The sequence below is a fragment of the Agreia sp. PsM10 genome (assembly GCF_030433855.1).
Classification (GTDB): domain Bacteria; phylum Actinomycetota; class Actinomycetes; order Actinomycetales; family Microbacteriaceae; genus Agreia.
Map to the genome: position 1 here is coordinate 120,441 of NZ_JARUXC010000002.1, position 24,690 is coordinate 145,130.

Genomic DNA, 24,690 nt, shown 5'->3' on the forward strand with positions numbered 1-24,690 from the left:
TCACCCCTACCTGCGATCGTAGAGGGGTATACGACGGAAACTCAGCAACGCAGTCGGGGGTTGACGAGGAGCGCTCACCCGTGCTGTGACCGCTTTTGTCCGGGGCCGGTGTGTTTGCGAGAATCGTCGGATGCCCGCACCTCACGCAGTCGAGATTCAGCACGTCGAATGGACCGATCCTCGGGCGCTGGCCATGCGCGCGATCATGGATGCGGAGATGCACGTGCGCTACGGCCTCGACAGCCCGGCCGACGCCGAGTTGTCGGCCGAGATCGACCGTGCGCTCGCGGTCGACGAGACGACGGTCGTCGACACGGTACTGCTCGTCGACGCCGGCGTCGCGGTGGCTCACGCGGGTCTTCGGATGCTCAGCACCGATTCTGGTCGCGAATGGGAGGTCAAGCGGGTCATCGTCGACGGCTCGCAGCGTGGACGCGGGCTGGGCCGAGCGGTGATGACGGAGATCATCGCCATCGCCCGCCGCGGGGGTGCACGCCGCCTCATCCTGCAGGCGGGAGACCGGCAGCCCGAGGCGGTCGGCCTGTATGCCAGCCTGGGATTCACGCCGATCCCGGTGTACGCGCCCTACGCCGAGGTCATGCCCCAGTCGCTGTGCTTCGAACTCGTGCTTCGGTAGCCTGACGGCAGAACAAGGAGCGCACGTGAACGACATCACCGGCAACGCCGCCGACCAGGACGCGGATCCCGACGACGGTCGACACGAGACTCGCACGGAGAGACTGGATCGCAACTGGGACGAGATCCTGCAGGAGCTGCGCGTCATTCAGACGGGAACCCAGATCCTCACCGGCTTTCTGCTGGCGGCGGTGTTCCAGAGCAGATTCTCCGACCTCGACGACTATCAGAGAACCGTCTACGCCTGCCTCGTCGTCGCAACCATCCTCACGACCGTCATGGGGTTGGCTCCGGTCAGCCTGCACCGGGTGCTCTTCCGCCAGCGTGCGAAGGCCACGATCGTGGCCTCGACCGATCGTCTTCTGCAGGTCACGATGGCCGGTGTGGCGATCACCCTGGCCGGCACCGCGATGCTCATCTTCGACTTCGTCTTCGGACGCGTCGGGGGTGTGCTCGCCGGTGCGGGTGTGCTCGCCGTCGTGTGCATGCTCTGGGTCGTGCTGCCGCGCATGCTGCGGCGTCGCGCCGCGGCCGCGGCAGCCGTCTCCCACCGCGTCGATCACAGCGTCGATCAGCGCGGCGGCAGCACGACCTCGAACGATCGACGCGAGTAGCGGCGGCCGTTGATCTGCAACTCGATCAGGTGCGTGCCCGCGTAGTGCACCCGGGTGGTCATCTGGTGGATCGCATGTCGTTTGCGCAGTTCCACGGATTCGCCGTGCTCCAGGTCTCGGGTGGTGAGCTTGAACACTTTCTCGGCCAGCGCTCCGGAGCTCTTGACGTAGGACACGATGTAGTCGATCGCCAGTCTCACGCCTGATCCTGCGTCGTTCGTGACGGTGAAGGAGAAGTCGAGCGCGCCGGGAAGGACGACCGTGTCGTCGACGACCGAGATCTCGGAGACGATGACGGCCGTGTTGGAGAAGCCCATGAGGGCGAGGGCTCCCGGGTCGGCCTTCTTCACCAGGGTGCGGAGCCCGTGCCGCACCACCCAGCGGGTGTTCTCGTCGGGCTCGCGCATCCATCGTTCTGCCGTCTGCACCACGAGCGCCGGGTTCTGCCGACTGAGATCGTTCAGGTGGTTGGCGACCGAGCGCCGCACGTAGTCGCTCGAGTCACGGCGGAGCGCATCGAGGATCGGCAGCGTCTTCTCGGGTCGGGCGGTGAGCGCCGCCACGCGCACGGCCCAGGGCAGGAACGGACGCGTGCCCTCGGTGGCCAGCCGACGAACGTGCTCGTCGTCGCTCAGGGTCCAGGGCAGGATCCGGTCGATGGCGCGGTCGAGGTCGGCCGCCAGGAACCGCCGGATCGCGAACTCGGAGGTGAGGCGCGGCGTCAGCTCGGAGAGCAGGTCGAGACCGTCGTCGAAGGGGCCGCCGTCGCGAGGTGTTCGACTCGACCAGGCGAGAAGCGCTGCCGAGGCGACCGCCTCGGACACGGGCCAGACCATCCAGCCGGCGAGCGCGCTCGCGTGCAGGGCCCGGCGAACGGTTGCGGCGAGCCGCTCGGAGTTCGCAGAGTGGTCGTCGTCGGGGCCCGAATTATCACGCAGGATGGCCGCCGCGACGAGGTCGCTGCGAGCGCGCAGCTGCAGACCGTCCACATGATCGGCAGACTCCTCCACAGCGGCCCAGTCGCGCGAGGAATCGGCCTCGCGGAGCAGAGTCATCAGTCGCAGAACAGTGGCTCTGTCGATCAGCTCGTTCATCACACCCATGCGGTCACGGTACTCGACAGGGGCGACCGGGCAGGATGCGCGGCTAGAGCTGCGTCAGAAGGCGGGAGCGGGCCGTGTCGTACTCCTCGCCCGTAATGGTGCCGGCAGCGCGCAGCTGCTCGATCTTCTGCAGTCGCGCCTCCACCGTGGGTTGGGAGCTCAGCGCATCGCTGTCGAGCAGCTTCGTGGCGATGTCTGTCTGAAGGGTCAGCGGGTTGTGGCCCGCCCTGCGGACACGAGCCGCGTTCGTGACCGCAGAGATGATCACGAAGATGGCGACGACGACGACGATGCCGCCGATGACCCAGAAGATGACGGGCATGAATCCGGACATGGTGCTCTCGGGCATGGTGGTTCCCTTCTCTTGATCTCCACCCTGCCGTCGATCAGCCCCGAACGGGGGGCATACGGAGGGAACTCGGAGGAAGGTCAGGCGTCGATGATCGCGATGAAGCGCGAGCCGATGCCGTCGAGTTCGCTGCGCTTGAGGCCCTCGGCAGGCAGGGGGATGTCGCCGATGCTGTGGTGATCGCAGGTCAGGTAGGTGAATTCGGGCCACCACTTCTTCGGCCTGACCGACTCCTCGAAGCCGCACACGTCGCACCGCAGCCGCACCCACACGGCCTTCTTGCCCGTGCGGTTGGCGCGCGACTGAGCGAGCCACGGCGGGGGATTGTCGTTCAGCTCGTCGAGCTCCGCTTCGGAGATCTTGCCGGCGATGCCGTGCTTTCGAGCCATCTCCACAGAGATGTCGAGGCGGAGGGCGGCTTCTCGTCGAGTGATCATCGTTGACCACGATAGTTCGTCGATAGCTCGTCCCACGCGGGCAGCCGGTGGTTTAAGATCGCAGGGTGCCCACACTTCAGACTCCGTACGAAGATCTTCTGCGCCACACGCTCGAGACGGGAGCCGCGAAGTCCGACCGCACGGGCACGGGAACGACGAGCGTCTTCGGTGCCCAGCTGCGCTTCGATCTGAGTGAGAGCTTTCCGCTCATCACCACGAAGCGGGTTCACTTCAAGTCGATCGCCTACGAGCTGCTGTGGTTCCTGCGTGGCGAAAGCAACGTGGGCTGGCTGCGCGAGAACGGTGTCACGATCTGGGACGAGTGGGCCGACGCCGACGGCGAGCTCGGCCCCGTCTACGGTGTGCAGTGGCGCTCGTGGCCCACGCCGTCCGGCGGCCACATCGACCAGATCGCGCAGGTCATCGAGACGCTGAAGACCGATCCCGACTCGCGGCGCATCATCGTGTCGGCGTGGAACGTCGCAGAGATCCCCGAGATGGCGCTGGCTCCGTGCCACGCCCTCTTCCAGTTCTACGTGGCCGACGGCAAGCTGTCGTGCCAGCTGTACCAGCGTAGCGCCGACCTGTTCCTGGGCGTTCCGTTCAACATCGCGAGCTACGCGCTGCTGACCCACATGGTCGCCCAGCAGGCCGGCCTCGAGGTGGGCGACTTCGTCTGGACAGGAGGCGACTGCCACATCTACGACAACCACGTCGAGCAGGTCACCGAGCAGCTCACGCGCGAGCCCTACCCGCTGCCGACCCTGCGCATCACCCGCACGCCCGACAGCATCTTCGACTACCGCTACGACGATTTCGAGATCGTCGACTACGTGCACCACCCCGCGATCAAGGCCCCTGTCGCCGTATGAGCATCGCCCTCATCTGGGCCGAGGCGCGCGGCGGAGTCATCGGCGGCGACGGCACGATCCCGTGGCACCTGCCCGAAGACCTCGCGCACTTCAAAGAGGTCACCCTCGGCGGCACCGTCGTCATGGGCCGCCGCACCTGGCAGTCCCTCCCCGAGCGCTTCCGGCCCCTTCCCGGCCGCCGCAACGTCGTGCTGACCCGCGATCGCGACTTCGCCGCCGAAGGCGCCGATGTTGCGCATTCGCTCGACGAGGTTCTGGATGCGACGGGTCGCGACGATCCGTCGGCTCCCGTCTGGGTCATCGGCGGCGGTGACATCTACGCGCAGACCCTGCCCCGGGCATCCCGTATCGAGGTCACCGAGGTCGACCTCGATGTGGCGGGCGACACCAGAGCCCCGACGATAGATCGCGCCTTGTGGCAGGTCGCACACGAGACCGAGTGGCTCGTCTCGCGCACGGGCATCCGTTACCGCTTCGTGAGCTACGCGCGCACTGCACCCGCTGCGCCCGCCGCGCGCACCGCGCCGGTCGAGTAGCGAGGCACGAGCGTATCGAGGCCACTTCGGGCGGAGATTCGCACGTGCCGAGACGAATAGGCGGCCGGTAGCTCGAAATCTCCGCCCAGCCTGGCGAAGGGGAGGAGATACGCCACATCGACGCAGTATTCGGGTCGGATGCGCTCATCTCCTCCCATTTCGCCGGAGCGTATCGAGGCCACCCTTCGACAAGCTCAGGGAACGCTGTGGCTGCGGTGCCAGTCGTCCTCGAGCATCCGGGGCCGTGCGACGACCCTGCCCGCGACGACCACAACCACGAGCGTGAGCAGCAGGAACACGAGGGGCGCGGTCCAGCCGCCGGAGAGCTCGTGCAGCACGCCGACGAGCAGCGGTCCGAGGGCGCCGAGCGCGTAGCCGATGCCCTGGGTGAATCCGCTGAGCGCGACGGTTCCCTCGGGCGTGCGGCTTCGGAGCCCCACGAGCACGAGCACAAGCGGGAACAGCAGGGGCCCGGCTCCGGCGAGCGCCACCCACACCCACGGGAGGGCGGCCGGCGCGATGAGCAGGCCGCCGTAGCCGAGCACGTAGAACACCAGGCCGAGCGCGATGAGCGGCGAGACGGAGCGCATGCGGCTCGCGAGCACAGGCACGAGGAGCGAGAACGGGATGCCCATGCCCGCATAGAGCGACAGCAGAACGCCGGCCTGCGCGGGCGACACCCCGGCGAGATCGATGAGGATCTCGGGGAGCCACGCGAAGGCCGCGTACACGTTGAGGCTGGTGGCGCCGAACAGCAGCCCCATCGACCAGGCCAACCGCGAGCGCCAGACCCTCCCGGCGAGGGTCGGCGACACCTCCGGCAGCAGTTCGGCGTCGAGCCGCGAATCGGATGCCGCCGGTGCGGCCGCCGCCGTCGACCGGCGGTCGCGCATCCAGAGGCCGAGCCACGGCACGATCGCGACCAGGGCGAGCACCGCCCACATCGAGACGCTGACCCGCCAGCCGATGGAATCGGCCACGGGCACGGCGACGAGCGGAGGGATCAGGCTGAACAGCGCCATGATCGTGACGTAGACGGAGGTGAGCGCCCCGATCGACGCCGGGAAGTACTTCTTGACGATGGGCGGCAGGGCGACGTTGGCCACACCCATTCCGGCGAAGGTGAGCACGCTCGCCAGGGCGAGCACGGGGTAGTCGGGTGCCAGTCCCCGCGCGAGGTGACCGATCAGGATGGCGCCCAGCGCCGCGATCAGCAGGGTCTCGAGGCGCAGGTGCCGCTTCAGAACGGGGGCCAGCAGCCCGAAGGCGGCGAAGCAGAGGGGAGGGAGCGTTCCCAGTACGCCCACGCCCACGCTGTCGACGGGAACGTCGACGCTGATCTGGGAGAAGATCGGCGAGAGGGCGGCCACGGCCGTGCGCAGATTGACCGCGACCAGAACGATGCCCACTAGGGCGAGCGCGCGACCTCCGGCCCGCGCCGAGGCTGCCGAGGAGCCGGTCGGAGGATGAGGGCGGTTCGGCACCGGGCAAGTATAGGGGCGCTTGTCCAGGGGGTGCGCCGGTCCGATCATTCCCTAGGGTGTCTCTATGACCGTTCCCTCCGGCGAGCCCACGACGGCTCCCTCACTGCGATCCCTGCTCACCGACAAGATGGGGTCCCTGGCCATCCGCAGCGGCCAGATCCTCATCGTGCTGGCACTGGCGGTGGTCGTCGTGTTCGCGCTCGTGCAGCTCAAGCTCGTGGTCATCCCCGTGCTGATCGCGCTGATCATCACGGCCGCCGCGTCCCCGATCATGCGCTTCCTGAAGAACCGCGGCATGTCGGCGATCCTGGCGACCTGGCTGACCCTGCTCGCCGGCATCGTCGTGATCGGCGGCCTCGTCACCCTCATCGTCTTCGCCGTGCGCGGCCAGTGGGACACGCTGGCGTCGTCGGCCAAGGACGGCCTCGACCAGCTGCAGAACTTCATCACCAACGGGCCGATCCCGGTCGATGCCGACCAGATCGAGTCCGCCAAGCAGGCCCTCATCGACTTCGCCACGAGCAGCCAGGCCGGGTCGGGAGCGCTCGCCGGCGCGTCAGTCGTCGGAGAGCTCGCCACGGGAGCGGCGCTGGCCGTCGTGATCCTGTTCTTCTTCCTCAAGGACGGGCCGGCGATCTGGGCCTTCTTCCTGCGGCCGTTCCGCGGCCACCGCAAGGCCCGTGGCGAGCGCATCGGCGCGACCGCTGTGCGGGTGCTGGGCGGCTACGTGCGCGGCACGGCCATCATCGCCTTCGTCGACGCGGCCGGTATCGGCATCGGCCTCGCGATCCTGGGCGTGCCCCTCGCCCTGCCGCTCGCCGTCATCGTCTTCGTCACGGCCTTCATCCCGATCGTCGGAGCGACCGCCGCCGGCGTGCTCGCGGCCCTGGTGGCCCTCGTGGCCAACGGGCCGGTGATCGCCCTGATCGTGATCATCATCGTGATCGCCGTGAACCAGCTGGAGGGCAACTTCCTGCAGCCCGTCGTGATGGCGCAGTCGCTCAAGCTGCACCCGCTCGTGATCCTCGTCGCCCTCACCGCCGGTACCATCCTGGGCGGCATCACCGGAGCGGTGCTCGCCGTGCCGATCGCGGCCGTCGGGTGGGCGATCATCAAGACCTGGAACGACGACGGCCCGCGCGCGCACACGGGTGTCGATGCCACAGCTTAGGCGGCCCGAAATCCCGTGAATCGGGGCGTTTCGACGATTCGGAGTGAGCGCGGCTGGCAGGCTGGAGATCTCAACGGCGAGCAGTTCATCGCTCGTTCCTTGGGAAAGGTCTCCCCTCGCATGGCCCTCTGGTCGCTCTTCCTCGTCGCGCTCGGAGTCTCGGCCGACGCCTTCGCCGTCGCACTGGGCAAGGGCCTGCACATGCGCCGCTTCAACCTGCGCAACGCCCTCATCATCGCCGCGGCATTCGGCCTGTTCCAGGCGTTCATGCCCGTGATCGGGTGGTTCCTCGGCACCCAGTTCGCCAGCTACATCACGGGCGTGGACCACTGGGTGGCCTTCGGGCTGCTCGCCCTCATCGGCGGAAAGATGCTGTGGGAGGCGTTCTCGAACCCCGAAGACAAGGAGGTCGACGACCGCCTGAAGATCAGGGAGCTGCTGGTGCTGTCGGTGGCCACGAGCGTCGACGCGCTCGCGGTGGGCCTGTCGTTCGCGTTCCTGTCGATCTCGATCGCCGAGACGGCCGTGCTCATCGGGGTGACGACGTTCGTGCTGACGTTTGCGGGCATCCTGATCGGTCATCGCGCGGGCGTGAAGTTCCGCCGCCCGGCCGAGATCGCCGGCGGGCTCATCCTGATCCTCATCGGCACCCGCATCCTGCTCGACCACCTCGGCGTGCTCTGAGGCGGGCGTCGGGCGGTCTCGCGCTCACTCGGCGTCGAGCCGGGCGGCCACGTCGGCCGGAAATCCTCCGGTCGAGATCGGGCTCCACCTGGTCGGCGTGATGCGCAGCAGCGACTTGTTCTGGATGGCCATGGCGGCCCGGTACTCCTGCCAGTCGGGGTGCTCGCCCGCGATGCTGCGGTAGTAGTCGACGAGCGCGTCTGCGGCCTCGGGCATGTGCAGCACCTCGGCATCGCCGTCGACCTGGATCCACGCGTCGTTCCAGTCGTCGGAGAGCACGAGCACCGATGCGGCCGATCGGCGCTCGGCGTTGCGGGTCTTGGCCCGCCCGGGGTAGGTGGAGACGACGATGCGACCGAGCTCGTCGACGCCGCCCGAGACGGGCGACATCTGGGGCCGGCCGTCTGCGCGCGTCGTGGCGACGAGCATCCGGTGCCGGGGGCGAACGAAGACGAGCATTTCGTCGCGGTCGACGGTGGTGTTGGTGGAGATGGTTCTGGCCATGCGCCAAGGCTAGGCGCTGTCGGCCGCCGCCCGCTCGCGGAACGCGATCATGTTCACCCGGTTGCCGCAGCGCACGCTGCAGAACCTCTTCGAGCCGTTGCGCGACAGGTCGGCGAAGATGCCCTCGCAGTCGGGGGCACCGCACGAGCGCAGGCGCGTCATCTCGTCGGTGCGGATCACATCGACGAACGCGAGCGACGCCTCGCTCAGGATGCGATCGGCCAGGGGCTCGTCGTCGGCCGACGCGTGCAGGTGCCAGTCGAAGGCGTCGTGCCGCACCAGCTGGGGGAGCGCCCGCGTCTGCCGCAGAATCTCGTTGACCTCGTCGGCCGCCGCGTCGCGCTTCAGGCCCCAGACGTGCCGCAGGCGGGCGCGTGCGCGGTGCACCTCGGCGAGCTCCCGCTCGTCGCGGTCGAACCGCCCGGTGTAGCCGTGGGCGTCGAGGAGCTCGGTCAAGCGGGCGGGGGTGGCGATCTCGTCGGTGCCGCTGCGAGACGCGGAGGCGACCGTGTTGCCGAGCGCCACGATGAACGCCAGGATGTCCTCGGTGTCAGGGGCTAGATGCAAATTGACTCCTTACTCATTCTGAGACTAGCGTCTGGATCAAGGAGCATCAACAGCGGTTCGAAAGGGAATGCCATGCCACGGTCTCAGACCTCAGCCGGTCTCGTCATCGCGGTCATCGCGGCGGCCACGTTCGGCAGCTCCGGCGCCCTGGTCAAGCCGCTGCTCGAGGCCGGCTGGAGCCCCGCGGCGGCGGTCACGGTGCGCGCCCTCGTCGGCGGCATCGTGCTCTCGCCCGTCGCCATCGTGATGCTGCGCGGCCGCTGGTCTGCGCTCTGGCGCTCGCGGGGCAGGGTTCTCGCCATGGCGCTCATCGGCGTGGCCGGCACCCAGCTGCTGTACTTCGCGGCCATCCAGCGCATCCCGGTCGGCACCGGCGTGCTCATCGAGTACATGGCCCCACTGCTGCTGGTCGCCTTCGCCTGGGCGCGCACGCGCCGGATGCCCAAGGCCGTCGTTCTGATCGGCTCGGTCGTCGCCCTGGTCGGCCTGGTCATGGTCGTGTCGCCGGGAGGCTCGGCGAGCTTCGACGCGCTCGGACTCGGCTTCGCGCTCGCGGCGATGGTGGGATGCGCTGTCTACTACCTCGTCGCCGCGCAGCCGAGCGACGGCCTTCCTCCTGTCGCCCTCGCGGCCGCCGGGCTGGTCATCGGCGGGGTCGCGCTCGGCGCCGTCGGCCTGACCGGCCTCGTGCCGTTCACTGCGACCTTCGGCGAGGTGGCCCTGTTCGGCGGTACGGCACCCTGGTGGATCCCCCTGGCGATCGTCGGCGTCGTGTCGACCGCGATCGCCTACGCCACGAGCATCACGGCCAGCGAGATGCTGGGCTCCCGGCTCGCCTCCTTCGTCGGTCTGCTCGAAGTCGTGGCCGCGACCTTCTACGCCTGGCTGCTGCTCGGCGAGCAGCTGACGATCCCGCAGCTGCTCGGGGGCGTGCTCATCCTCGTGGGCATCGGGTTCGTTCGGAGCGAGAAGACCGAACCGCCGCTCGACGCGCCGATCGAGCCCGCATCGACGAAGCGTGGAACGCCGCAGAACGATCAGGTGCGGCTGCTCGAGTAGACGAGTAGTGTCCTGACCATGGCGAAGCTGCTGTATTTCGGGATCGGGTCGCTCGACGGTTACGTCGCCGACGAGAACGGTCGATTCGACTGGGCCGAACCCGATCACGAGGTGCATGCCGCGGCCAACGACGTCGCCCGGCCGATCGGCACCTACCTCTACGGGCGCCGCATGTACGACGTCATGTCGTTCTGGGCCTCACCCGAGGCCGAGTCCGACCCCGAGCCGGTCATGCAGGACTACACGCGCATCTGGCGTGCGGCGCAGAAGGTCGTGTTCTCGACGACGCTCGCCGAGGCATCCACCGACCGCACCCGGATCGAGCGGTCGTTCGACCCGAGCTCGATCGCGGAGCTGAAGCGCACATCCGCCGACGACATCAGCATCGGGGGAGCGAGCCTCGCGGTGCAGGCGATCACCGCCGGACTCGTCGACGAGTACATCTACTTCGCGTATCCGGTGTCCGTTGGCGGCGGCACGCCCTTCTTCCCCCGCGCAGCGCGCCTCGACCTCGAGCTCGTCGACGTGCGCGCATTCGGCAACGGAGCCGTCTCGATGCGCTACCGTTCACTGCACGCAGACCAGCACTGACGAGGAGCACGACCATGGCAGAACTCACCATCACCCGCTCGTTCGCCGCGCCTCGCGAGGCCGTCTTCGACGCCTGGACGAACCCGGAGAAGTTCGCCGTGTGGTTCGGCACAGATGGCGTCGACGTTCCCGCCGAGACCCTGTCGATGGACGTGCGACCCGGCGGGTCGTGGAAGGCGGTCATGAAGCTGCCCGACGACACGTCGATCAGCTGGGTCGGAGAATACCTCGAGGTCGATGCGCCGTCGCATCTCGTGATGACCATCACAGACAACCCCGCGCTCGATGCACGCGGCGTGATCACGGTCGATCTCTCCGAGGTCGGCGACGGCACCGAGATGATCATGTCGCAGGAGTCCCCGGGTTTCGACCAGGGCCAGCTCGACCAGACCGCCATCGGGTACAACGCGTTCTTCGATGTGATGGGCACCCTGGTCGCCGAGAGCGAGTAGTGGCGTCGCACCACCTGGCCGAAGCCGCCGACGCGATCGACGAGGCACTGCAGTACGAGTCGTCGTGGCAGCGCGCCGAGGAGCACCGCGCCCGCCTCGGAGACGGAATCGACTACTACGGCACGTCGGTCGGCGCCATCCGGGCGACGCTGCGCGACACCCTGCGGCGGTATCCCGCCCTCGCGCACGACGACATCACCGCCCTGAGCTCGCTGCTCTGGTCCGCCGCCGTGTACGAGCGCCGGCTGGCCGCGATCATCCTGCTGCAGGGCAACCTGCCGATGCTCGTCGTCTCCGACCTCACGAGGCTCGAGGGATTCCTGCGTTCGAGCATCCTCGCGGACATCGCCGACGTGCTCGCACGCGATGTGATCGGGCCGCTCCTGCGGTCGCTCGACGCTCGGGATCGACCCCGCGCAGACACCGTCGTCGCCCGCTGGGCGCGGGGCGACGAACCGTTCCTGAGTCGGGCCGCGGCCGTCGTGAACGCCCGTTCCTGAGTGTTTGCCGACCCCGGAACATCCGGCGGCACGCGCCTGTTCTACCTGATAGTCGCGGCAGCCAGCCGCGCACCATACGAGGAGACGACAGTGTCAGCCCAGTACAGCAAGACCCCCGAGGCGCTAGCCCGCCTCACCCGCCAGCAGCGCCGCGTCACGCAGGACGACGCCACGGAGCCCGCCTTCCGGAACGAGTTCTGGGACAAGAAGGACGCGGGGCTCTACGTCGACGTCGTCTCTGGTGAGCCGCTCTTCGCATCGACCGACAAGTACGACAGCCGGTCCGGCTGGCCCAGCTTCACCGTTCCGATCGACCCGACGAACATCGTGGTCAAGACCGACAAGGCGTTCGGCATGGTGCGCACCGAGGTGCGTTCCGCCCACGGCGACAGCCACCTGGGTCACGTCTTCGACGACGGTCCCGCCGAGGCAGGAGGATTGCGCTACTGCATCAACTCCGCGTCGTTGCGTTTCGTCGCAGAGGCGGACCTCGAGAAGGAGGGCTACGGTGATTACCGGAGCCTGTTCTCGAACGCATCGACGACCAGTACATCGACGATGAGCACAGCATCCACGAGCACCGAGGAGATCTCACGATGACCACGACAACCGAAACCGCAATCCTGGCCGGCGGATGCTTCTGGGGCGTCCAGGACCTGATCCGCAAGCGCCCGGGAGTGATCTCGACCCGCACCGGCTATTCGGGCGGCGACACCCCGAACGCCACCTACCGCAACCACGGCTCCCACGCCGAGGCGCTCGAGATCGTCTTCGATCCCTCGCAGATCAGCTACCGCGACCTGCTCGAGTTCTTCTTCCAGATCCACGACCCGTCGACCAGGAACCGTCAGGGCAACGATGTGGGCGAGAGCTACCGCTCGGCGATCTTCTACACCTCCGACGAGCAGAAGCAGGTCGCGCTCGACACGATCGCCGATGTCGACGCATCCGGTCTCTGGCCCGCGAAGGTCGTCACCGAGGTCGAGCCCGCGGGCGCGTTCTGGGAGGCCGAGGAGGAGCACCAGGATTACCTCGAGAAGTACCCGAACGGCTACACCTGCCACTACGTGCGTCCGGGCTGGAAGCTCCCGCGCCGTGAGCAGTCGGTGGCCTGAGCACCGACCTCGAGCTGAGCCCGCGCCGGGTTCGCAGCGTCATCGACGCGGCGGACCCGGCGTTCTCGTTCTCGGGTGGATGCCTCGCGCGACGAGCCCGTCGAACGCGAGCAGCAGCAGTGCCCACGGCCCGATGACGGGCACGAGAACCGCCAAAAGCAGGGCGACGGCCATCGTGATCGCGGTGACGACGTCGGCCTTGAGCCTGGCCGTGCCCCGATTCTGCGCAGACTGCAGTGCGGGCGTGCGGGTGACGTGCCACTGCATCGCCAGGGCCGCCAGGCAGGTGACGAGCATGTTGCCGATGTAGACGCCGGTCGTGGCGGGATCGCGGCTGTCGGATGTGCCGATCAGGCTGGTCGTGAACGGCAGCAGCACGATCGAGAAGAGCCAGACGGCGTTCGCCCAGAAGAGCGGCGAGTCGAACGTGACGAGCTCCCGCATGATGTCGTGATGGTTGAGCCAGAACCGGCAGATCACGAGAAAGCTGAGGAGCAGGAGCAGGATCTGGCCGCCGCTCGACGCGACGATGTCGCCGAGCGATGGAGCGCCGCCCTGCGTCGCCTTCTCGGCGAGCGGCAGAACGAGCAGCGTGGCGGCGATCGCCACCACGGCGTCACTGAACGTGACCAGCCGAGCGAGGTCTCCCGGCGTCTGCTCAGCCAGGACGCACCTCTGTCGGCGCGATGAGGCGGATCAGTTGCAGCGACATGCACTGAACTGTATCGGCCCGCCTGTCAGTATTCGAACTCGAAGTCCGGATAGGTCGCTGTGTCGGGTGACAGCGCCATGATCGGTCGGTGCAGTCCGTCGATGCGTGCGCGCAGATCGCTGACGACCGCGGGGTCGTCGAGGTCGGGGTGGGTCACGCCCGCAGGGGTGCAGAAGATCTGGGTGGTCGGCCCCAGCAGCAGGTTCGACTCGTCGACCTCGCCGTTCACCAGTACGGGAACGGTGATCAGGTCGGACCGGCCCGATCGCACGAGTGCGAGGGCGTAGTCGAAGACGGCGGTGCAGACCTCGTAACCGACGATCAGGATGCCGCCCCCATAGTGAAGCTCTCTCATGTGTCCACTCTCGTGTGCCAGGCCTTGCCGGTGCAATGGGGTTGCACAGGCCGATTCCCGTGGTTAAGGTCAGCCTAAATCGTACGCTCGTCGATCGTGCCGGATGGCCCGAGTTCGAGCGCGGCCGACAGACCGAGGCGTTGCAGGAACGCGTCGTCGTGGCTCACCACGATCACCGCTCCCCGGTACGAGGTGAGGGCGTCCACCAGGTGGTCGATGCTCATCGTGTCGAGGTTGTTCGTGGGCTCATCCAGCACCAACAGCTGCGGTGGCGGGTCCGCCAGCAGCAGGCGTGCCAGACAGACCCGGAAGCGCTCTCCGCCCGACAGCGAACGCACGGGCCGGTCGACCATCGCGCCGCGGATCAGAAAGCGTGCCAGACGGTTTCTCACCTCGGCCACGGGCACCGTCGGGGCGGCGGCACGCACCGCCTCGAGCACGGTCGTGTCGTCGTTCAGGTCGATGGCTCGCTGAGGCAGATATCCGACGCGCGACACCAGGAGCGCGCCCGCGACGCTGTTCGGGCGCGCAGGTGTTCCCTGCACCAGCGACTGGAGCAGACTCGTCTTCCCCATGCCGTTCGGCGCGACGATCGCCACCCTCTCGGGGCCCTGCAGAACGAACGAGCGATTCGTGCCGTGCAGCTCGGCGACGCGACGGGAGCGCGGCACGTCGGGGTCGGCATGATCGATCACGATGTGCTCGACGTCGCGAACGCGGGCGTCCGCCTCGTCGAGCCGTTCCTGCGCCGACCTCACCTGCTTGTCGCCTCCGGAACGCAGCTTGCCTGCCGACACCTGCGCGTCTGATGCCCGCTGGTTCATCACGAGCTTCGAGCCGACCTTGTTCTGGCGGTTGGTCCTGGCGGTGCGTGCGCGCCGGGCCAGCGTGGTCTCGGCGTCGATGCGCTGTCGCTTCTGCGCCTTCACGGCCTGCTCGGCCGTGTGCGCCGATTGGATGGCGGCGCCCTGCTCCTCCTCGAGATGCGTGCGCCAGGCGCTGTAGGGCCCTCCGAAGACCGACAGGTGGGAATCATGGATCTCGGCCGTCGCATCCATGAGTTCGAGCAGCGACGTGTCGTGGCTGACCACCACGAGCGTTCCCGGCCAGCGCCCGATCAGGGCCGCCAGGCGGCTCCGCGCACCGCGATCGAGGTTGTTGCTCGGCTCGTCGAGCAAGGTGATCGGCGCGCGGCGCAACCACAGTCCGGCGGTGGCGACGAGCATCGCCTCGCCTCCCGACACCTCCCCGATGCGTCGGTCGAGGTGACCCGCGTCGAGGCCGATCTCCCGCAGGGCCTCCTCGGCGCGGGTCTCGACATCCCAGTCGTCTGCGAGCGCGTCGAAGTTCGCCTCGGATGCGTCGCCCGCCACTATGGCGCGGAGGGCGGCGAGCCTCTCGGCGACACCGAGGAGTTCGGCGACCGTCGCCTGCGTCCGCAGGGTGATCGACTGCGACAGGTACGCTACATCGCCGCGGGTCGTGATCGTTCCGGTGGTGGGTGCGAGCTCGCCGGCGATAAGTCGAAGCAGGGTCGACTTGCCGCTGCCGTTGACGCCGACGAGGCCGGTGCGACCGGATGCGATGGTGCCGGTCACGCCGCTGAGGGCACGTTCTCCGTCGGGCCAGGTGAGGCCGACGTCGGAGAGGACGATGGATGAGGTGCCGATGGTGGACATGCTGCTCCCGAGGTGTCGATGAAGCGCTGACACCGGAGCCGCACACGCGGCGAGTCGACGAGTCAGCGCGCGGACTGCGCGAAACCGTCGAAGAACTTCACCGGAGAGACCTCACACTGGGAAACAGGAACCTCGTCCAGTGTGACAAACGATCGCCGAAGCGGCAAGTGTGCGCCCCGTCTCAGCGCTGCGACCGCCGCACCCGGCGGCGTTCCCGCCATCCGAGGGCCCTGTATGCGGCCTCCTCGCGCTGACGAGCCTCCGCGTCTTCCCGGTAGCGGGCATCCCGCCGTTCGCGCCAGCGGAGCACCTCCGTCTCGACATCGCGCGGACGCGTGACGACCGGCGGACCGCCCTGCAGCTGTCGGCGGGCCTCGATGATGCGCGCATTGAAGTCGGTGAGCATGCCGCGCACGGCCTCCTCGGAGGGGGCGGCATCGAGACGCCCGTCGAGTCCGGCGTCCTCCGTTCGCAGGGTCAGCGCCGGCGGTCCCAGCCCGGTGAGGCGCTCGCGCTCGATCTTCTGCCTGATCCACCAGTTCGGGTCGTAGGCGTTCTGCAGGCCTGTGAGAGGCTTGCCCGCACCGGGCAGATCATCGAAGTCGCCCCGGCGCACGGCCTGCTGGATCGAGATCTCGACGATCTGCGCGCGCTGCTCCATGGTCGGCTGGCCGGCGTCGGCCGCGTCGTCGCGCTCGCTCTCGGGGGTGAGCTTGTCGACCTGGTATCGGGCGACGTTCAGTCGCGAGTCACGAGGTTCCGTGGGGCCGCCCATGCATCAAGCCTACGAGTGCTCAGCCGTGCGCCAGCAGTTCGAGACCCACCACCGCTGCGCCGACGGCGAACTCCGCACCCAGCACGACGAGGCGTTGCCACCAGGCGAGTTTCACGCGGCGCACGGCGAGGAAGCCGATGGCGATCAGCGAGAGGGTGAGCGCGATGGTGGATGCGCGCAGGGCCGCGTCGATGCTCCAGCGATCGAGAGCGGCGAACCCGATGAAGACGAGAGGGAGCACGACCGTGGCGAAGGCACCGAAGCTCACCGCGGCCATGCGCCGGATCTCCGCGGACGTCGGCACGGTCGCGTGCACGGCGAGGTGGGAGACGACGTCGGCAACGAAGACCGCCAGCAGGGTGCCGACCACCGTGATGCTCAGGGTCGATGCCGCCTCGCCGGCGCTCAGCTCCTCCGTGGAGTGCGACTGCATCGCCAAGACGACCGCGAGGCTCGTGAAGGTGACGTACACGCGCTCCTTCAGCGCCTCCGCGCGGTGCTCCGGGGAGACGGTCGCCGGATCGTTCCGCACCGCTGCTACTGCGATGGCGTGGGCAGCGACGATTCGATCAACCCGATGATGGCGGGGTCGTCGGGCTCGGTGCGCGGGCTGAACCGGTGAACCGCCCCGTCGGGGGTGACCACGAACTTCTCGAAGTTCCAGCTGATGCGGCCCTTCTTGCCATCGACGTCGGGCGTCTTGGTCAGCTCTTTGTAGAGGGGGTGGGCGTTGCGGCCGTTGACCCGGATCTTCTCGAAGATGGGGAACGTGATGCCCCACGTCGTCGAGCAGTACTCCTGGATCGCCTCGTCGCTCGAGAGCTCCTGGAGGAACTGGTTGCTGGGGAAGCCGAGCACGGTGAAGCCCTGATCTCCATAGGTCTTCTGCAGGGTCTCGAGCTTCTCGTACTGCGGGGCGAGGCCGCAGCGAGAAGCGACGTTGACGATCAGCCTGACGCCGTCGTAGGCGCCCAGGGTGGTCTCTTCACCGGTCGTGGTGGTGATGGGAATGTCGTCGAGGTTCATGGTGTCAGCCTACGACTCCTTCACGTCATATCGCCCGTCGCGGGCACCTCGCCCGTCGGACCGTATCTGAGGAGGAGCGTTCCGTCGTCGGAGACCGTCGATGACGAGAGAGGCTCGAGCCTCATGGCCGGTCCGTCGACCGGGAAGAGACGCTTGCCCGCGCCGAGCACGATCGGATAGACCCACAGGTTGAGCTGGTCGAAGAGGCCTGCGGCCACCAGGGTGCGCGCGAAGTCGATGCTGCCGATCACGTGCACCTCGCGGTGGCGCTCGCGGAGTGCGTCGATCTCGGATGGCAGATCGGGGCCGAGCAGGTGGGAGTCCCGCCACGGCAGTTCCGGCTCCCCGCGCGACGCCACGTACTTCGGGATGGCATCGAACGCGGCAGCGATCTCGTTCTCGACACCGCCGTCGCCCACGAGCTGGTTCGGCCAGTACGCGGCGAAGATGTCGTACGTACGCCGGCCCAGCAGGAGCGCATCCATGCGCCGGATGCCCTCGATGACCTGCCCGCCCACGGCCTCGTCGTTCATCGGCGCCTGCCATCCGCCGAAGGCGAATCCGCCGGACGGGTCCTCCTCGGGCCCGCCCGGGGCCTGCATCACACCGTCGAGCGTGCTGAACAGATCGATCTCGATGCGACCGGCCATGGTCGGTTCTCCTTTGCTCCTAGCTGCGCACTACTTGCGCAGCTCCAGGTATTTCGCGATGAGCGACTTGCTCGACGAGTCCTGGGTCTCGAGGGCGGCCGCGTCGCCGGCGACGGCGGGCGTGATCTGCAGCGCCAGCTGCTTGCCGAGCTCGACACCCCACTGGTCGAACGAGTCGATGCCCCAGACGGTGCCCTCGACGAAGACGATGTGCTCGTACAGGGCGATGAGCTGACCGACGACGCTCGGCGTGAGCGCCGGCGCCAGGATCGACGTCGTGGGCCGGTTCCCGGCGAACTCGCGCGCGGGAACAACCGACTCCTTCGTGCCCTCGGCGCGCACCTCGTCGGCCGTCTTGCCGAAGGCGAGGGCTTTCGTCTGCGCGAAGAAGTTGGCCATGAACAGCGTGTGCACATCCTGGCCCGGCTCGACGCCTGCGCCGTCGCCGGTCGCGTCCTTCAGCGGATGCGCGGGGTTGGCCACCGCGATGAAATCGGCGGGGATGAGGCGGGTGCCCTGGTGGATGAGCTGGTAGAACGCGTGCTGGCCGTTGGTGCCGGGCTCGCCCCAGAAGATCTCGCCCGTGTCCGTGGTCACGGGCGAGCCGTCCCAGCGCACGCTCTTGCCGTTCGACTCCATCGTGAGCTGCTGCAGGTAGGCGGCGAAGCGGTGCAGGTACTGGGCGTAGGGGAGCACGGCGTGGCTCTGCGCGCCGAGGAAGTTGGTGTACCAGACGTTCAACAGGCCCATCAGCACGGGCACGTTCTGCTCGAGGGGAGCCGTGCGCATGTGCTCGTCGACCGCATGGAATCCGGCGAGGAACTCGCGCCAGTTGTCGGGGCCGATCGCGATGACGACCGAGGTGCCGATAGCGGAGTCGACCGAGTAGCGCCCGCCCACCCAGTCCCAGAACCCGAAGGCGTTCTCGGGGTCGATGCCGAATGCGGCGACCTTGTCGAGCGCGGTCGACACGGCCACGAAGTGCTTGGCCACGGCGTCGGTGCGGGCCTCGTCGGTGTCCTCCAGAACGCCGGCTGCGCCCAGCTGCGCCCAGAGCCACTCACGGGCGAGGCGCGCGTTCGTCAGCGTCTCGAGGGTGCCGAAGGTCTTCGACGCGACGATGAACAGCGTGGTCTCCGGGTCGAGCCCGACCGTCTTCTCGTAGACGTCGTTGGGGTCGATGTTCGACACGAATCGGGCCTCGATGCCCTGCTGCACGTAGGGCTTCAGCGCCTCGTAGACCATCACGGGGCCGAGGTCGGATCCGCCGATGCCGATGTTGACCACGGTCTCGATGCGCTTGCCCGTGACGCCGGTCCACTCGCCCGTGCGCACCTTGTCGGCGAACGCGTACACCTTGTCGAGGGTGGCGTGCACGTCGGCGTCGATGTCCTGCCCGTCGACGATGAAACCCTTGGGCGGAACGAGTCCCTCGCCGTTCTTCGGCCGGCGCAGCGCCGTGTGCAGAACCGCGCGGTCTTCGGTGACGTTGATGTGCTCGCCGGCGATCATGGCCTGGTAGCGGCCGGCCACATCGACGTCGGTCGCGAGCTGCAGCAGGTTCGAGAGGATCTCCTCGGTGACGAGGCCCTTCGAGAGGTCGACGGTGAGGTCTGCCGCCTGGAAGGTGTAGCGCTCGGCTCGGCCGGCGTCACCATCGAACCAGGCTCGGAGATCGGGCGCGAAGCCTTCGGCGATGGCGGCGAGGTTCTTCCAGGCGTCTGTCGTAGTGGGATCGACGGGAGCGGATTCGGTCAAGGGGTTCTCCGTAAGTGCCGGTGGCGCGTGGCCCGCGACTCTCGCGGCGGTGCGAGGCGGGCCACAGACAAGCCTATTGCGGTCGACGCCTTCGCGAGAGACCACCCCTCATATTGGGGTGAGATAGCAGGCAAACGACGCCCCGCCCGTGTCCGAATCACGCATGTACCTTCTTTTTCGAGCCCCGGAGCCCGCATGCACACCACGACCCTCCCGGCGACGGCGCCTCACGACGAGGATCGGGCCTTCGCCGCGATCGTCAATCGGCACACCGGGCTGCTGCAGACCACGGCCCGGAGATTGCTGGGATGCAATGCCGACGTCGACGACGTCGTGCAGGAGACCTTTCTCGCGGCCTGGACCCACTCCGGTCGTCCTCTCGAGGGCGACGCGATCCGGGGCTGGCTCGTCACCACCGTCAGGCGACGCTGCTACGACCGCCTGCGTTCGGCCGCCTATCGAAAGCGGGCCGATCTCGAGTACGAGCCGACGGCATCCGATCACCAGGGACCGTACGCCGTGGCACAGCGGCGAGCGCTCGTGGTCGACGCGCACCGGATTCTGGCGACGCTGCCCGATCTGCAGCGACGGTGCTGGGAGCTGCGGCAGATCGACCACCTGAGCTACGCCGCGATCGGAACGGAGTTGGGGATCCCCAGCACGACCGTGCGCGGGATGCTGGTTCGCACTCGGGCCCTGCTCGTGGGGGAGCTGTCGGGCTGGAGATGACGCGCCCGCGCTCCCGTGCCCTAAAGTCGGGTGAATGACGCGCGACGCTGGAACCGGGCCGGATCCCGTCGTGCGATTCGGCCGCCCCACCCCGTGGCGTGGCATCGTCGTGAGCCTCGTCCTGGGCATCGGTGCCACCCTCGTCGGCACCGTCCTCGGGCTCCTCAGCGCGTACCCGGAACACACGCCGCTCATGCTGATGTTCCTCCTCATCCCGGCCATCGTCATCCCGCTTCTGATCGGTCTCAACCAGTACGCCGAGTTCGATCAGCGCAGCGGTCTCATCCGCATCAACGGCGGAGAGGCGCAGCCGCTGTCGTCTGTCGTTCTGGCACGCACGATGATCTTCCGTGGCGTCAGCACGCTCGACCTGGGAACGGGTCCCGGCCGCAGGGAGCGCTTCATCGTGGCCAACGGTCCGTTCGGCAGCCCGAGGGTGGAGCGCGATTGGGTGCGTCACCTACTGCCGTACACCGGGCTGCCGCGGCGGGGTTCGATGCCGCAGGACGCCTTCAGTACCAGGCATCTCCGATCGGCCACCCTCGAGGACGCCACGGTATTCGCCCACGAATGGCTGAAGTAGACAGCACGTCCGGCCTTCGTCACGACGTCAGCACGACGAGTTTGCCGCCGGCGACTCCGTTCTCCATGTCGCGATGCGCCTGGACGATCTCGTCGAGGCGGTAGACCCGACCGATCGGCGCTTTCGCCCTGCCGTCGGCGATCGCGTCGATGAACCCCTGCAGTTCTGACGGGGTGAGGTCGGCGGCGTCGCCCGAATAGGCGGTGAGGCGCACGCCGTTGGGCAGCCAGTCCATGGGGTAGAAGTCGGGGATCGTCCACTCGTCGGACAGCATTCCGGTGAAGCAGACCGTGCCGCCCGCGCGCACCGATCGCAGGGTGTCACGCATCACATTGGTGCCCACGAGCTCGACCGCGCCATCCACGCCTTCTCTAGCGATCGCGCGCACGGCGTCGTGAACGGCGCCGTCGTCGATGATCACGTGATCGACACCCGCCGCCTTCAGCAGCTCGCGCCGGGCGGGGTTGCGGGTTGTGGAGAACACCGTCATGCCGCGCAACGAGCCGAGGATCGCCAGGGCCAGGCCCACAGACGAGGTGCCGCCGCGGATGAGGATCGACTGCCCGTCGACCGCCTGCAATCCGACACGGAGTGAGCCCGCTGCTGTCTGCAGCATCTCGGGGATGGCGCCGAGGATCTCCCAGGCCAGGGTGCTCGTGAACGGCACGACGATCGGTGCGGGCACGACGACGTACTCTGCGTAGCCCCCGTCGAACTCGCGGCCCATGCCGCCCATCAACGCCGCCACCTGCGTTCCGATGGGGAACTCACCGTTCGGCGCCTCGGCGACCAGTCCGACCGCCTCGATTCCCGGGATCCTCGGGAAGCTGCCGCTGTAGGCGACGCCGGAGCGGAAGTGGAGCTCGGAGCGGTTGAGGCCGAACGCCTCGACCTTGATCAGAATCTCACCGGGCGCCGCCTGCGGTCGGGCGACCTGCCGAACCTGCAGCGCATCCGGCCCGCCCGGGGCGTCGATGACGACCGCCCGCATCGTGGCACTCACGCGGACGCGACCTGGGAGCGCAGCGACGATAGCTCGTCGGTGAGAGCGGCCTCGCGCCCGTTCGTCAGGATGCCGCCCAGCGCGTCGGCGAGGTGAGTCTCGGCCATCGCGCTCGCGGTGTCGAGAAAGCGCGAGCCCGCCTCGGTGAGCGACACGATCGACGACCGGCGGTCGTTCGGGTTGGCTGCTCTCACGGCGAGACCGGATGCTTCGAGCCGGTCGACCAGCTTGCTCGTGGCTCCCACGGTGATCGACATCGCCGCGGAGATGTCCTGAACGCGGGCCGGCCCGTCGAGGGAGGCGATGGCGGTGACGGCCTGCAACTGCCCCAGCGTGTGTCCGGTCTCGGCGGCGAGCCTCTCGTCGAGTGCGTTCCAGAGAGCGATCTCGGTCTGCACCAGCTGGGTGAACATCGTCAGGTAGGTACCCACGTCGTCGTCCTCTCGTCTCGGCGTCAGCCAGCCGTTCGTCGACAGCACCGCGTGGGCGGAGTGTCGGTATGCCGTGAGGGCACGAGCGCCGAGCGACGGCGTGCCGGTGATTCTCTTCATGCAGGAGTCAAGCGATCCCAGGGAAAGATTATTCCATGGAATATACTTTGTGGGAAGCATGATCCTCTGCCGAGGTCAGAGTCCGGACGCCATCCTCGCGCGCTCCTTGATCGCGGCGATCACGTCGGTCTTCGCGTCGGCGTAGTCGTTCATGTCGTTCCACTGCCTGCTCATCAGTCGACGCTTCGTCCGCTCATAGAGCGCGCGGTCGTCGGCATTCGAGCGGAGATGGTCGCGAAGCAACAGGTACTCGTCGATGGCGGGCGCACCCCGTTCGTAGAGGTGCACGTGAACGACGTCGACCGTGCCGAGGGCTTCGCCGATGAGCCGCTGGTGTTCGAGGTAACGGCCCGCCCACGCCGGGTCATAGTCGGAGAGCGGGTGCGTGAGGGCCTCAGGACCTCCGACCAGTTCGAGGGCGGTGACATCGTCTCGGCGGGGTGCCATCAGAGCGCTGGGATCGCGGCGTCTTCGGGGCGATCGTGCGGGAGTGTCCTGCTGAGCAGATACTGCACTGCCTGCCGGTACTGAGGATGGTCGGGAGCCAGATCGAAATTACCGCCCGGTACGGGAAAGACGAGATGGAACACCCCCTTTTTGTCGCGCCGATAGTTCGCGCATAGTTCGAGGTTCCAGTGGCCGTCATGCTTGCTCTCGATGAACATGACTCCATTCGATCATGCGCCGACTCCCCGGCGCAGCCGCATTCACCTCACGTCTTCGAACGAGTCCTCGCCCGGTCGCCAGACCATCCAGGCGCCGTCGCTGAAACCGCTGAGCATTGCGATCTCCGCGTGGATCTCCTCGATTCTCGGATGAAATCCGATGGAACCTCTGTCGAAGAGCAGGAGCAGGCCGAGACCGGTGCTCTCGCGGGTCTCGACGACAGTGCCGGGGATGAGCCGCCTCAGCGCGTCGGCGTATCCGAGATCGGCCTCGCGGAAGACCTTGCCCTCGAGAGTGACGTCCGGCCACACATCGCAGTTCATCGACGCGGTCTCGTCTGTCTCGCTGTCGAAGCCGAGCTGCACGTAGTCCATGACGAAGTGAACCGAGTACAGGCGGAATCCGACGAGGCGGCTCAGTAATTCATTGGGTACGTAGGCCATGTCTGCCTCCGGATCGTGACGGCTTTCGCCGTTCTCTCATGTCGCATGCCGTGCACGTCATCGGTTACGATAGTCAGGTTCGTCAAGAACGCAAGGTGGCGTACTCAAGCGGCCGAAGAGGCACGCTTGGAAAGCGTGTATAGGGCAACCTATCGAGAGTTCGAATCTCTCCGCCACCGCCGAAACCCCTGATCGAAGGTTGTTCCTTCGATCAGGGGTTTGTGCGTTCGTGGCCTGTACGTTCGGGGTGTGCGCCGGGAGGAAGGCGCTAGTACCGCGCCATGGTGAGCGCCTCGGCCACCGGGTCGTCGCCCTCGATCGCCTCGAACTGGGCGTGCAGGCCCACCCCGTCGACGAGGCTGCAGTACACGAGCGCAGCCACGTCGGCGCGGGGGATCGAGCCTCGGCCCGTGCTCTCTGCGAGGTGCACGAGGCCCGTTCCGGGGTCGTCGGTGAGGCCGCCCGGGCGGATGATCGTCCAGTCGAGGTCGCGTTGGCGCACGGCCGAGTCGGCCTCGCTCTTGGCCCGCAGGTACACCTGGAACACATCGTCGGAGTCGGGCTCGAACGAGTCGGCCGACATCGCCGAGATCATCACGTAACGCCGGATGCCGGCGATCACGGCCGCGTCGGCCAGCAGCACGGCCGCATCCCGGTCGACGGTGAGCTTTCGAGCCGCCCCGGAATCGGGACCGGCCCCGGCGGCGAACACCACGGCATCCACCCCGGCGAGATCGGCGGCGAGGGTCTCGGCCGAGACCTGCTCGAGGTCGAGCACGACGGGGATGCCGCCGGCGACGAGCAGATCGCCGGCCTGCTCGGGGTTTCGGATGAGGCCCACGGCCTCGTGGCCGGCGTCACTGAGGAGTTTCTGGAGAATCAGGGCGATCTTGCCGTGACCCCCCGCAATTGCAATACGCATGCATCAAGTACACCTCAGTTCGCGAGAGGCGCACAACCTCGCGTAAAGTGGTTGACGGCTCCCCGCGTGGCGCCATCCAGGCCAACTCCCCCAGGACGGAAACGTAGCAAGGGTAACCGGGCTCTGGCGGGTGCGCGGGGGGTCTTTTCTTTGTGTTTCGGCGG

34 protein-coding genes, 1 tRNA gene and 1 other RNA gene are annotated in these 24,690 nt (G+C 67.8%); 16 read left to right on the forward strand and 20 right to left on the reverse strand.

Going from position 1 to position 24,690, the window contains the following annotated elements; translation table 11 throughout:
* Nucleotides 1–130 precede the first annotated feature (130 nt).
* Both QCD70_RS02620 and QCD70_RS02625 read left to right on the forward strand, forming a co-directional pair.
* Nucleotides 131–637, forward strand: a complete 507-nt coding sequence (locus QCD70_RS02620; protein WP_301213588.1) for a GNAT family N-acetyltransferase — start codon at nt 131–133, stop codon at nt 635–637.
* A gap of 25 nt (nt 638–662) precedes the next feature.
* Nucleotides 663–1,250: a DUF6328 family protein gene (locus QCD70_RS02625; RefSeq protein WP_367316685.1), complete on the forward strand. Its 588-nt coding sequence runs from the start codon at nt 663–665 to the stop codon at nt 1,248–1,250.
* Here the strand turns inward: QCD70_RS02625 and QCD70_RS02630 are convergent.
* The 3 genes from QCD70_RS02630 to QCD70_RS02640 all read right to left on the reverse strand — a co-directional run bounded on the left by QCD70_RS02630 (nt 1,208) and on the right by QCD70_RS02640 (nt 3,139).
* Nucleotides 1,208–2,353, reverse strand: a complete 1,146-nt coding sequence (locus tag QCD70_RS02630) for a DNA alkylation repair protein (RefSeq protein WP_301213589.1) — start codon at nt 2,351–2,353, stop codon at nt 1,208–1,210. The two genes, QCD70_RS02625 and QCD70_RS02630, sit on opposite strands and share 43 nt — an antisense overlap.
* A gap of 43 nt (nt 2,354–2,396) precedes the next feature.
* Nucleotides 2,397–2,702, reverse strand: coding sequence for an SHOCT domain-containing protein (locus tag QCD70_RS02635; RefSeq protein ID WP_301213590.1), 306 nt, complete (start codon nt 2,700–2,702; stop codon nt 2,397–2,399).
* A gap of 80 nt (nt 2,703–2,782) precedes the next feature.
* Nucleotides 2,783–3,139 (reverse strand): hypothetical protein, encoded by a 357-nt coding sequence (locus QCD70_RS02640; protein ID WP_301213591.1) that lies wholly within the window; start codon nt 3,137–3,139, stop codon nt 2,783–2,785.
* Between the two features lie 65 nt (nt 3,140–3,204).
* On the opposite strand from QCD70_RS02640, the gene QCD70_RS02645 reads away from it, so the two are divergent.
* Nucleotides 3,205–4,011: a thymidylate synthase gene (locus QCD70_RS02645; RefSeq protein ID WP_301213593.1), complete on the forward strand. Its 807-nt coding sequence runs from the start codon at nt 3,205–3,207 to the stop codon at nt 4,009–4,011.
* Nucleotides 4,008–4,547 carry a dihydrofolate reductase gene (locus tag QCD70_RS02650; protein WP_301213594.1) on the forward strand — a complete coding sequence of 180 codons (540 nt, stop codon included), beginning with the start codon at nt 4,008–4,010 and terminating at the stop codon, nt 4,545–4,547. Before QCD70_RS02645 ends, QCD70_RS02650 begins: the two co-directional genes overlap by 4 nt.
* A gap of 194 nt (nt 4,548–4,741) precedes the next feature.
* Here the strand turns inward: QCD70_RS02650 and QCD70_RS02655 are convergent, their stop codons facing one another.
* A complete protein-coding gene (locus QCD70_RS02655) occupies nt 4,742–6,031 on the reverse strand; it encodes an MFS transporter (RefSeq protein ID WP_301213595.1) in 1,290 nt (429 codons plus the stop codon).
* Between the two features lie 64 nt (nt 6,032–6,095).
* On the opposite strand from QCD70_RS02655, the gene QCD70_RS02660 reads away from it, so the two are divergent.
* On the forward strand, nt 6,096–7,202 hold the full coding sequence (locus QCD70_RS02660) for an AI-2E family transporter (protein ID WP_301213596.1): 1,107 nt from the start codon (nt 6,096–6,098) through the stop codon (nt 7,200–7,202).
* 120 nt (nt 7,203–7,322) lie between these two features.
* Nucleotides 7,323–7,886, forward strand: a complete 564-nt coding sequence (locus QCD70_RS02665) for a manganese efflux pump MntP (protein ID WP_301213597.1) — start codon at nt 7,323–7,325, stop codon at nt 7,884–7,886.
* Between the two features lie 24 nt (nt 7,887–7,910).
* Here QCD70_RS02665 and QCD70_RS02670 read toward each other — a convergent pair whose 3' ends face one another.
* Both QCD70_RS02670 and QCD70_RS02675 read right to left on the reverse strand, forming a co-directional pair.
* Nucleotides 7,911–8,390, reverse strand: a complete 480-nt coding sequence (locus QCD70_RS02670) for a PPOX class F420-dependent oxidoreductase (protein WP_301213598.1) — start codon at nt 8,388–8,390, stop codon at nt 7,911–7,913.
* Nucleotides 8,391–8,399: 9 nt separating this feature from the next.
* On the reverse strand, nt 8,400–8,957 hold the full coding sequence (locus QCD70_RS02675) for a CGNR zinc finger domain-containing protein (RefSeq protein ID WP_301213599.1): 558 nt from the start codon (nt 8,955–8,957) through the stop codon (nt 8,400–8,402).
* A 72-nt stretch (nt 8,958–9,029) separates the two neighbouring features.
* Here QCD70_RS02675 and QCD70_RS02680 point away from each other — a divergent pair, with 72 nt between their 5' ends.
* The 6 genes from QCD70_RS02680 to msrA all read left to right on the forward strand — a co-directional run bounded on the left by QCD70_RS02680 (nt 9,030) and on the right by msrA (nt 12,674).
* Entirely contained in the window at nt 9,030–10,016 is a 987-nt protein-coding gene (locus QCD70_RS02680) for an EamA family transporter (RefSeq protein ID WP_301213600.1), read from the forward strand.
* Between the two features lie 18 nt (nt 10,017–10,034).
* Complete coding sequence (locus tag QCD70_RS02685) at nt 10,035–10,607, forward strand: dihydrofolate reductase family protein (protein ID WP_301213601.1); 573 nt, start codon at nt 10,035–10,037, stop codon at nt 10,605–10,607.
* Between the two features lie 14 nt (nt 10,608–10,621).
* A complete protein-coding gene (locus QCD70_RS02690) occupies nt 10,622–11,059 on the forward strand; it encodes an SRPBCC family protein (protein WP_301213603.1) in 438 nt (145 codons plus the stop codon).
* Nucleotides 11,059–11,559 carry a DNA alkylation repair protein gene (locus tag QCD70_RS02695; protein ID WP_301213604.1) on the forward strand — a complete coding sequence of 167 codons (501 nt, stop codon included), beginning with the start codon at nt 11,059–11,061 and terminating at the stop codon, nt 11,557–11,559. The genes QCD70_RS02690 and QCD70_RS02695 overlap by 1 nt, the downstream gene beginning before the upstream one ends.
* A 90-nt stretch (nt 11,560–11,649) precedes the next feature.
* Nucleotides 11,650–12,159, forward strand: coding sequence for a peptide-methionine (R)-S-oxide reductase MsrB (gene msrB / locus QCD70_RS02700; RefSeq protein WP_301213605.1), 510 nt, complete (start codon nt 11,650–11,652; stop codon nt 12,157–12,159).
* The gene (gene msrA / locus QCD70_RS02705; RefSeq protein ID WP_301213606.1) at nt 12,156–12,674 is read left to right on the forward strand and encodes a peptide-methionine (S)-S-oxide reductase MsrA; all 519 of its coding nucleotides are present in this window, start codon (nt 12,156–12,158) and stop codon (nt 12,672–12,674) included. Before msrB ends, msrA begins: the two co-directional genes overlap by 4 nt.
* Before the next feature lie 39 nt (nt 12,675–12,713).
* Here msrA and QCD70_RS02710 read toward each other — a convergent pair whose 3' ends face one another.
* From QCD70_RS02710 to pgi, 8 genes are all read right to left on the reverse strand, one after another.
* Nucleotides 12,714–13,340: a TMEM175 family protein gene (locus tag QCD70_RS02710; protein WP_367316687.1), complete on the reverse strand. Its 627-nt coding sequence runs from the start codon at nt 13,338–13,340 to the stop codon at nt 12,714–12,716.
* Nucleotides 13,341–13,411: 71 nt separating this feature from the next.
* Nucleotides 13,412–13,741, reverse strand: coding sequence for a hypothetical protein (locus QCD70_RS02715; RefSeq protein ID WP_301213607.1), 330 nt, complete (start codon nt 13,739–13,741; stop codon nt 13,412–13,414).
* 74 nt (nt 13,742–13,815) lie between these two features.
* A complete protein-coding gene (locus QCD70_RS02720) occupies nt 13,816–15,420 on the reverse strand; it encodes an ABC-F family ATP-binding cassette domain-containing protein (protein ID WP_301213608.1) in 1,605 nt (534 codons plus the stop codon).
* 181 nt (nt 15,421–15,601) lie between these two features.
* Nucleotides 15,602–16,195, reverse strand: a complete 594-nt coding sequence (locus QCD70_RS02725) for a J-domain-containing protein (protein WP_301213609.1) — start codon at nt 16,193–16,195, stop codon at nt 15,602–15,604.
* Between the two features lie 19 nt (nt 16,196–16,214).
* The gene (locus QCD70_RS02730) at nt 16,215–16,727 is read right to left on the reverse strand and encodes a hypothetical protein (RefSeq protein WP_301213610.1); all 513 of its coding nucleotides are present in this window, start codon (nt 16,725–16,727) and stop codon (nt 16,215–16,217) included.
* Nucleotides 16,728–16,732: 5 nt separating this feature from the next.
* Entirely contained in the window at nt 16,733–17,221 is a 489-nt protein-coding gene (locus QCD70_RS02735) for a glutathione peroxidase (protein WP_055923896.1), read from the reverse strand.
* Nucleotides 17,222–17,241: 20 nt separating this feature from the next.
* Nucleotides 17,242–17,871: a dihydrofolate reductase family protein gene (locus tag QCD70_RS02740; RefSeq protein ID WP_301213612.1), complete on the reverse strand. Its 630-nt coding sequence runs from the start codon at nt 17,869–17,871 to the stop codon at nt 17,242–17,244.
* Between the two features lie 30 nt (nt 17,872–17,901).
* Nucleotides 17,902–19,629: a glucose-6-phosphate isomerase gene (gene pgi / locus QCD70_RS02745; RefSeq protein ID WP_301213613.1), complete on the reverse strand. Its 1,728-nt coding sequence runs from the start codon at nt 19,627–19,629 to the stop codon at nt 17,902–17,904.
* Between the two features lie 195 nt (nt 19,630–19,824).
* Between pgi and QCD70_RS02750 the strand changes: the two genes are divergently transcribed.
* Both QCD70_RS02750 and QCD70_RS02755 read left to right on the forward strand, forming a co-directional pair.
* On the forward strand, nt 19,825–20,358 hold the full coding sequence (locus QCD70_RS02750; protein ID WP_301213615.1) for an RNA polymerase sigma factor: 534 nt from the start codon (nt 19,825–19,827) through the stop codon (nt 20,356–20,358).
* 34 nt (nt 20,359–20,392) lie between these two features.
* The gene (locus QCD70_RS02755; protein WP_301213616.1) at nt 20,393–20,941 is read left to right on the forward strand and encodes a hypothetical protein; all 549 of its coding nucleotides are present in this window, start codon (nt 20,393–20,395) and stop codon (nt 20,939–20,941) included.
* A 19-nt stretch (nt 20,942–20,960) separates the two neighbouring features.
* Here QCD70_RS02755 and QCD70_RS02760 read toward each other — a convergent pair whose 3' ends face one another.
* The 5 genes from QCD70_RS02760 to QCD70_RS02780 form a co-directional block, all read right to left on the reverse strand.
* Nucleotides 20,961–21,944 (reverse strand): zinc-binding dehydrogenase, encoded by a 984-nt coding sequence (locus QCD70_RS02760; RefSeq protein WP_301213617.1) that lies wholly within the window; start codon nt 21,942–21,944, stop codon nt 20,961–20,963.
* Nucleotides 21,941–22,495, reverse strand: coding sequence for a MarR family winged helix-turn-helix transcriptional regulator (locus QCD70_RS02765; RefSeq protein WP_301213618.1), 555 nt, complete (start codon nt 22,493–22,495; stop codon nt 21,941–21,943). The genes QCD70_RS02760 and QCD70_RS02765 overlap by 4 nt, the downstream gene beginning before the upstream one ends.
* Nucleotides 22,496–22,570: 75 nt before the next feature.
* Entirely contained in the window at nt 22,571–22,942 is a 372-nt protein-coding gene (locus QCD70_RS02770; RefSeq protein WP_301213619.1) for a GrpB family protein, read from the reverse strand.
* Nucleotides 22,942–23,160 carry a hypothetical protein gene (locus tag QCD70_RS02775; RefSeq protein WP_301213620.1) on the reverse strand — a complete coding sequence of 73 codons (219 nt, stop codon included), beginning with the start codon at nt 23,158–23,160 and terminating at the stop codon, nt 22,942–22,944. The genes QCD70_RS02770 and QCD70_RS02775 overlap by 1 nt, the downstream gene beginning before the upstream one ends.
* 42 nt (nt 23,161–23,202) lie before the next feature.
* Nucleotides 23,203–23,604 (reverse strand): hypothetical protein, encoded by a 402-nt coding sequence (locus tag QCD70_RS02780; protein ID WP_301213621.1) that lies wholly within the window; start codon nt 23,602–23,604, stop codon nt 23,203–23,205.
* Between the two features lie 94 nt (nt 23,605–23,698).
* On the opposite strand from QCD70_RS02780, the gene QCD70_RS02785 reads away from it, so the two are divergent.
* Nucleotides 23,699–23,783: transfer RNA gene (locus QCD70_RS02785), tRNA-Ser, on the forward strand.
* A gap of 89 nt (nt 23,784–23,872) precedes the next feature.
* On the opposite strand, the gene QCD70_RS02790 is transcribed toward QCD70_RS02785, so the two are convergent.
* Complete coding sequence (locus tag QCD70_RS02790; RefSeq protein ID WP_301213622.1) at nt 23,873–24,526, reverse strand: SDR family oxidoreductase; 654 nt, start codon at nt 24,524–24,526, stop codon at nt 23,873–23,875.
* Between the two features lie 53 nt (nt 24,527–24,579).
* Between QCD70_RS02790 and ffs the strand changes: the two genes are divergently transcribed.
* Nucleotides 24,580–24,676: signal recognition particle sRNA small type (ffs, locus tag QCD70_RS02795), an RNA gene on the forward strand.
* Nucleotides 24,677–24,690 lie beyond the last annotated feature (14 nt).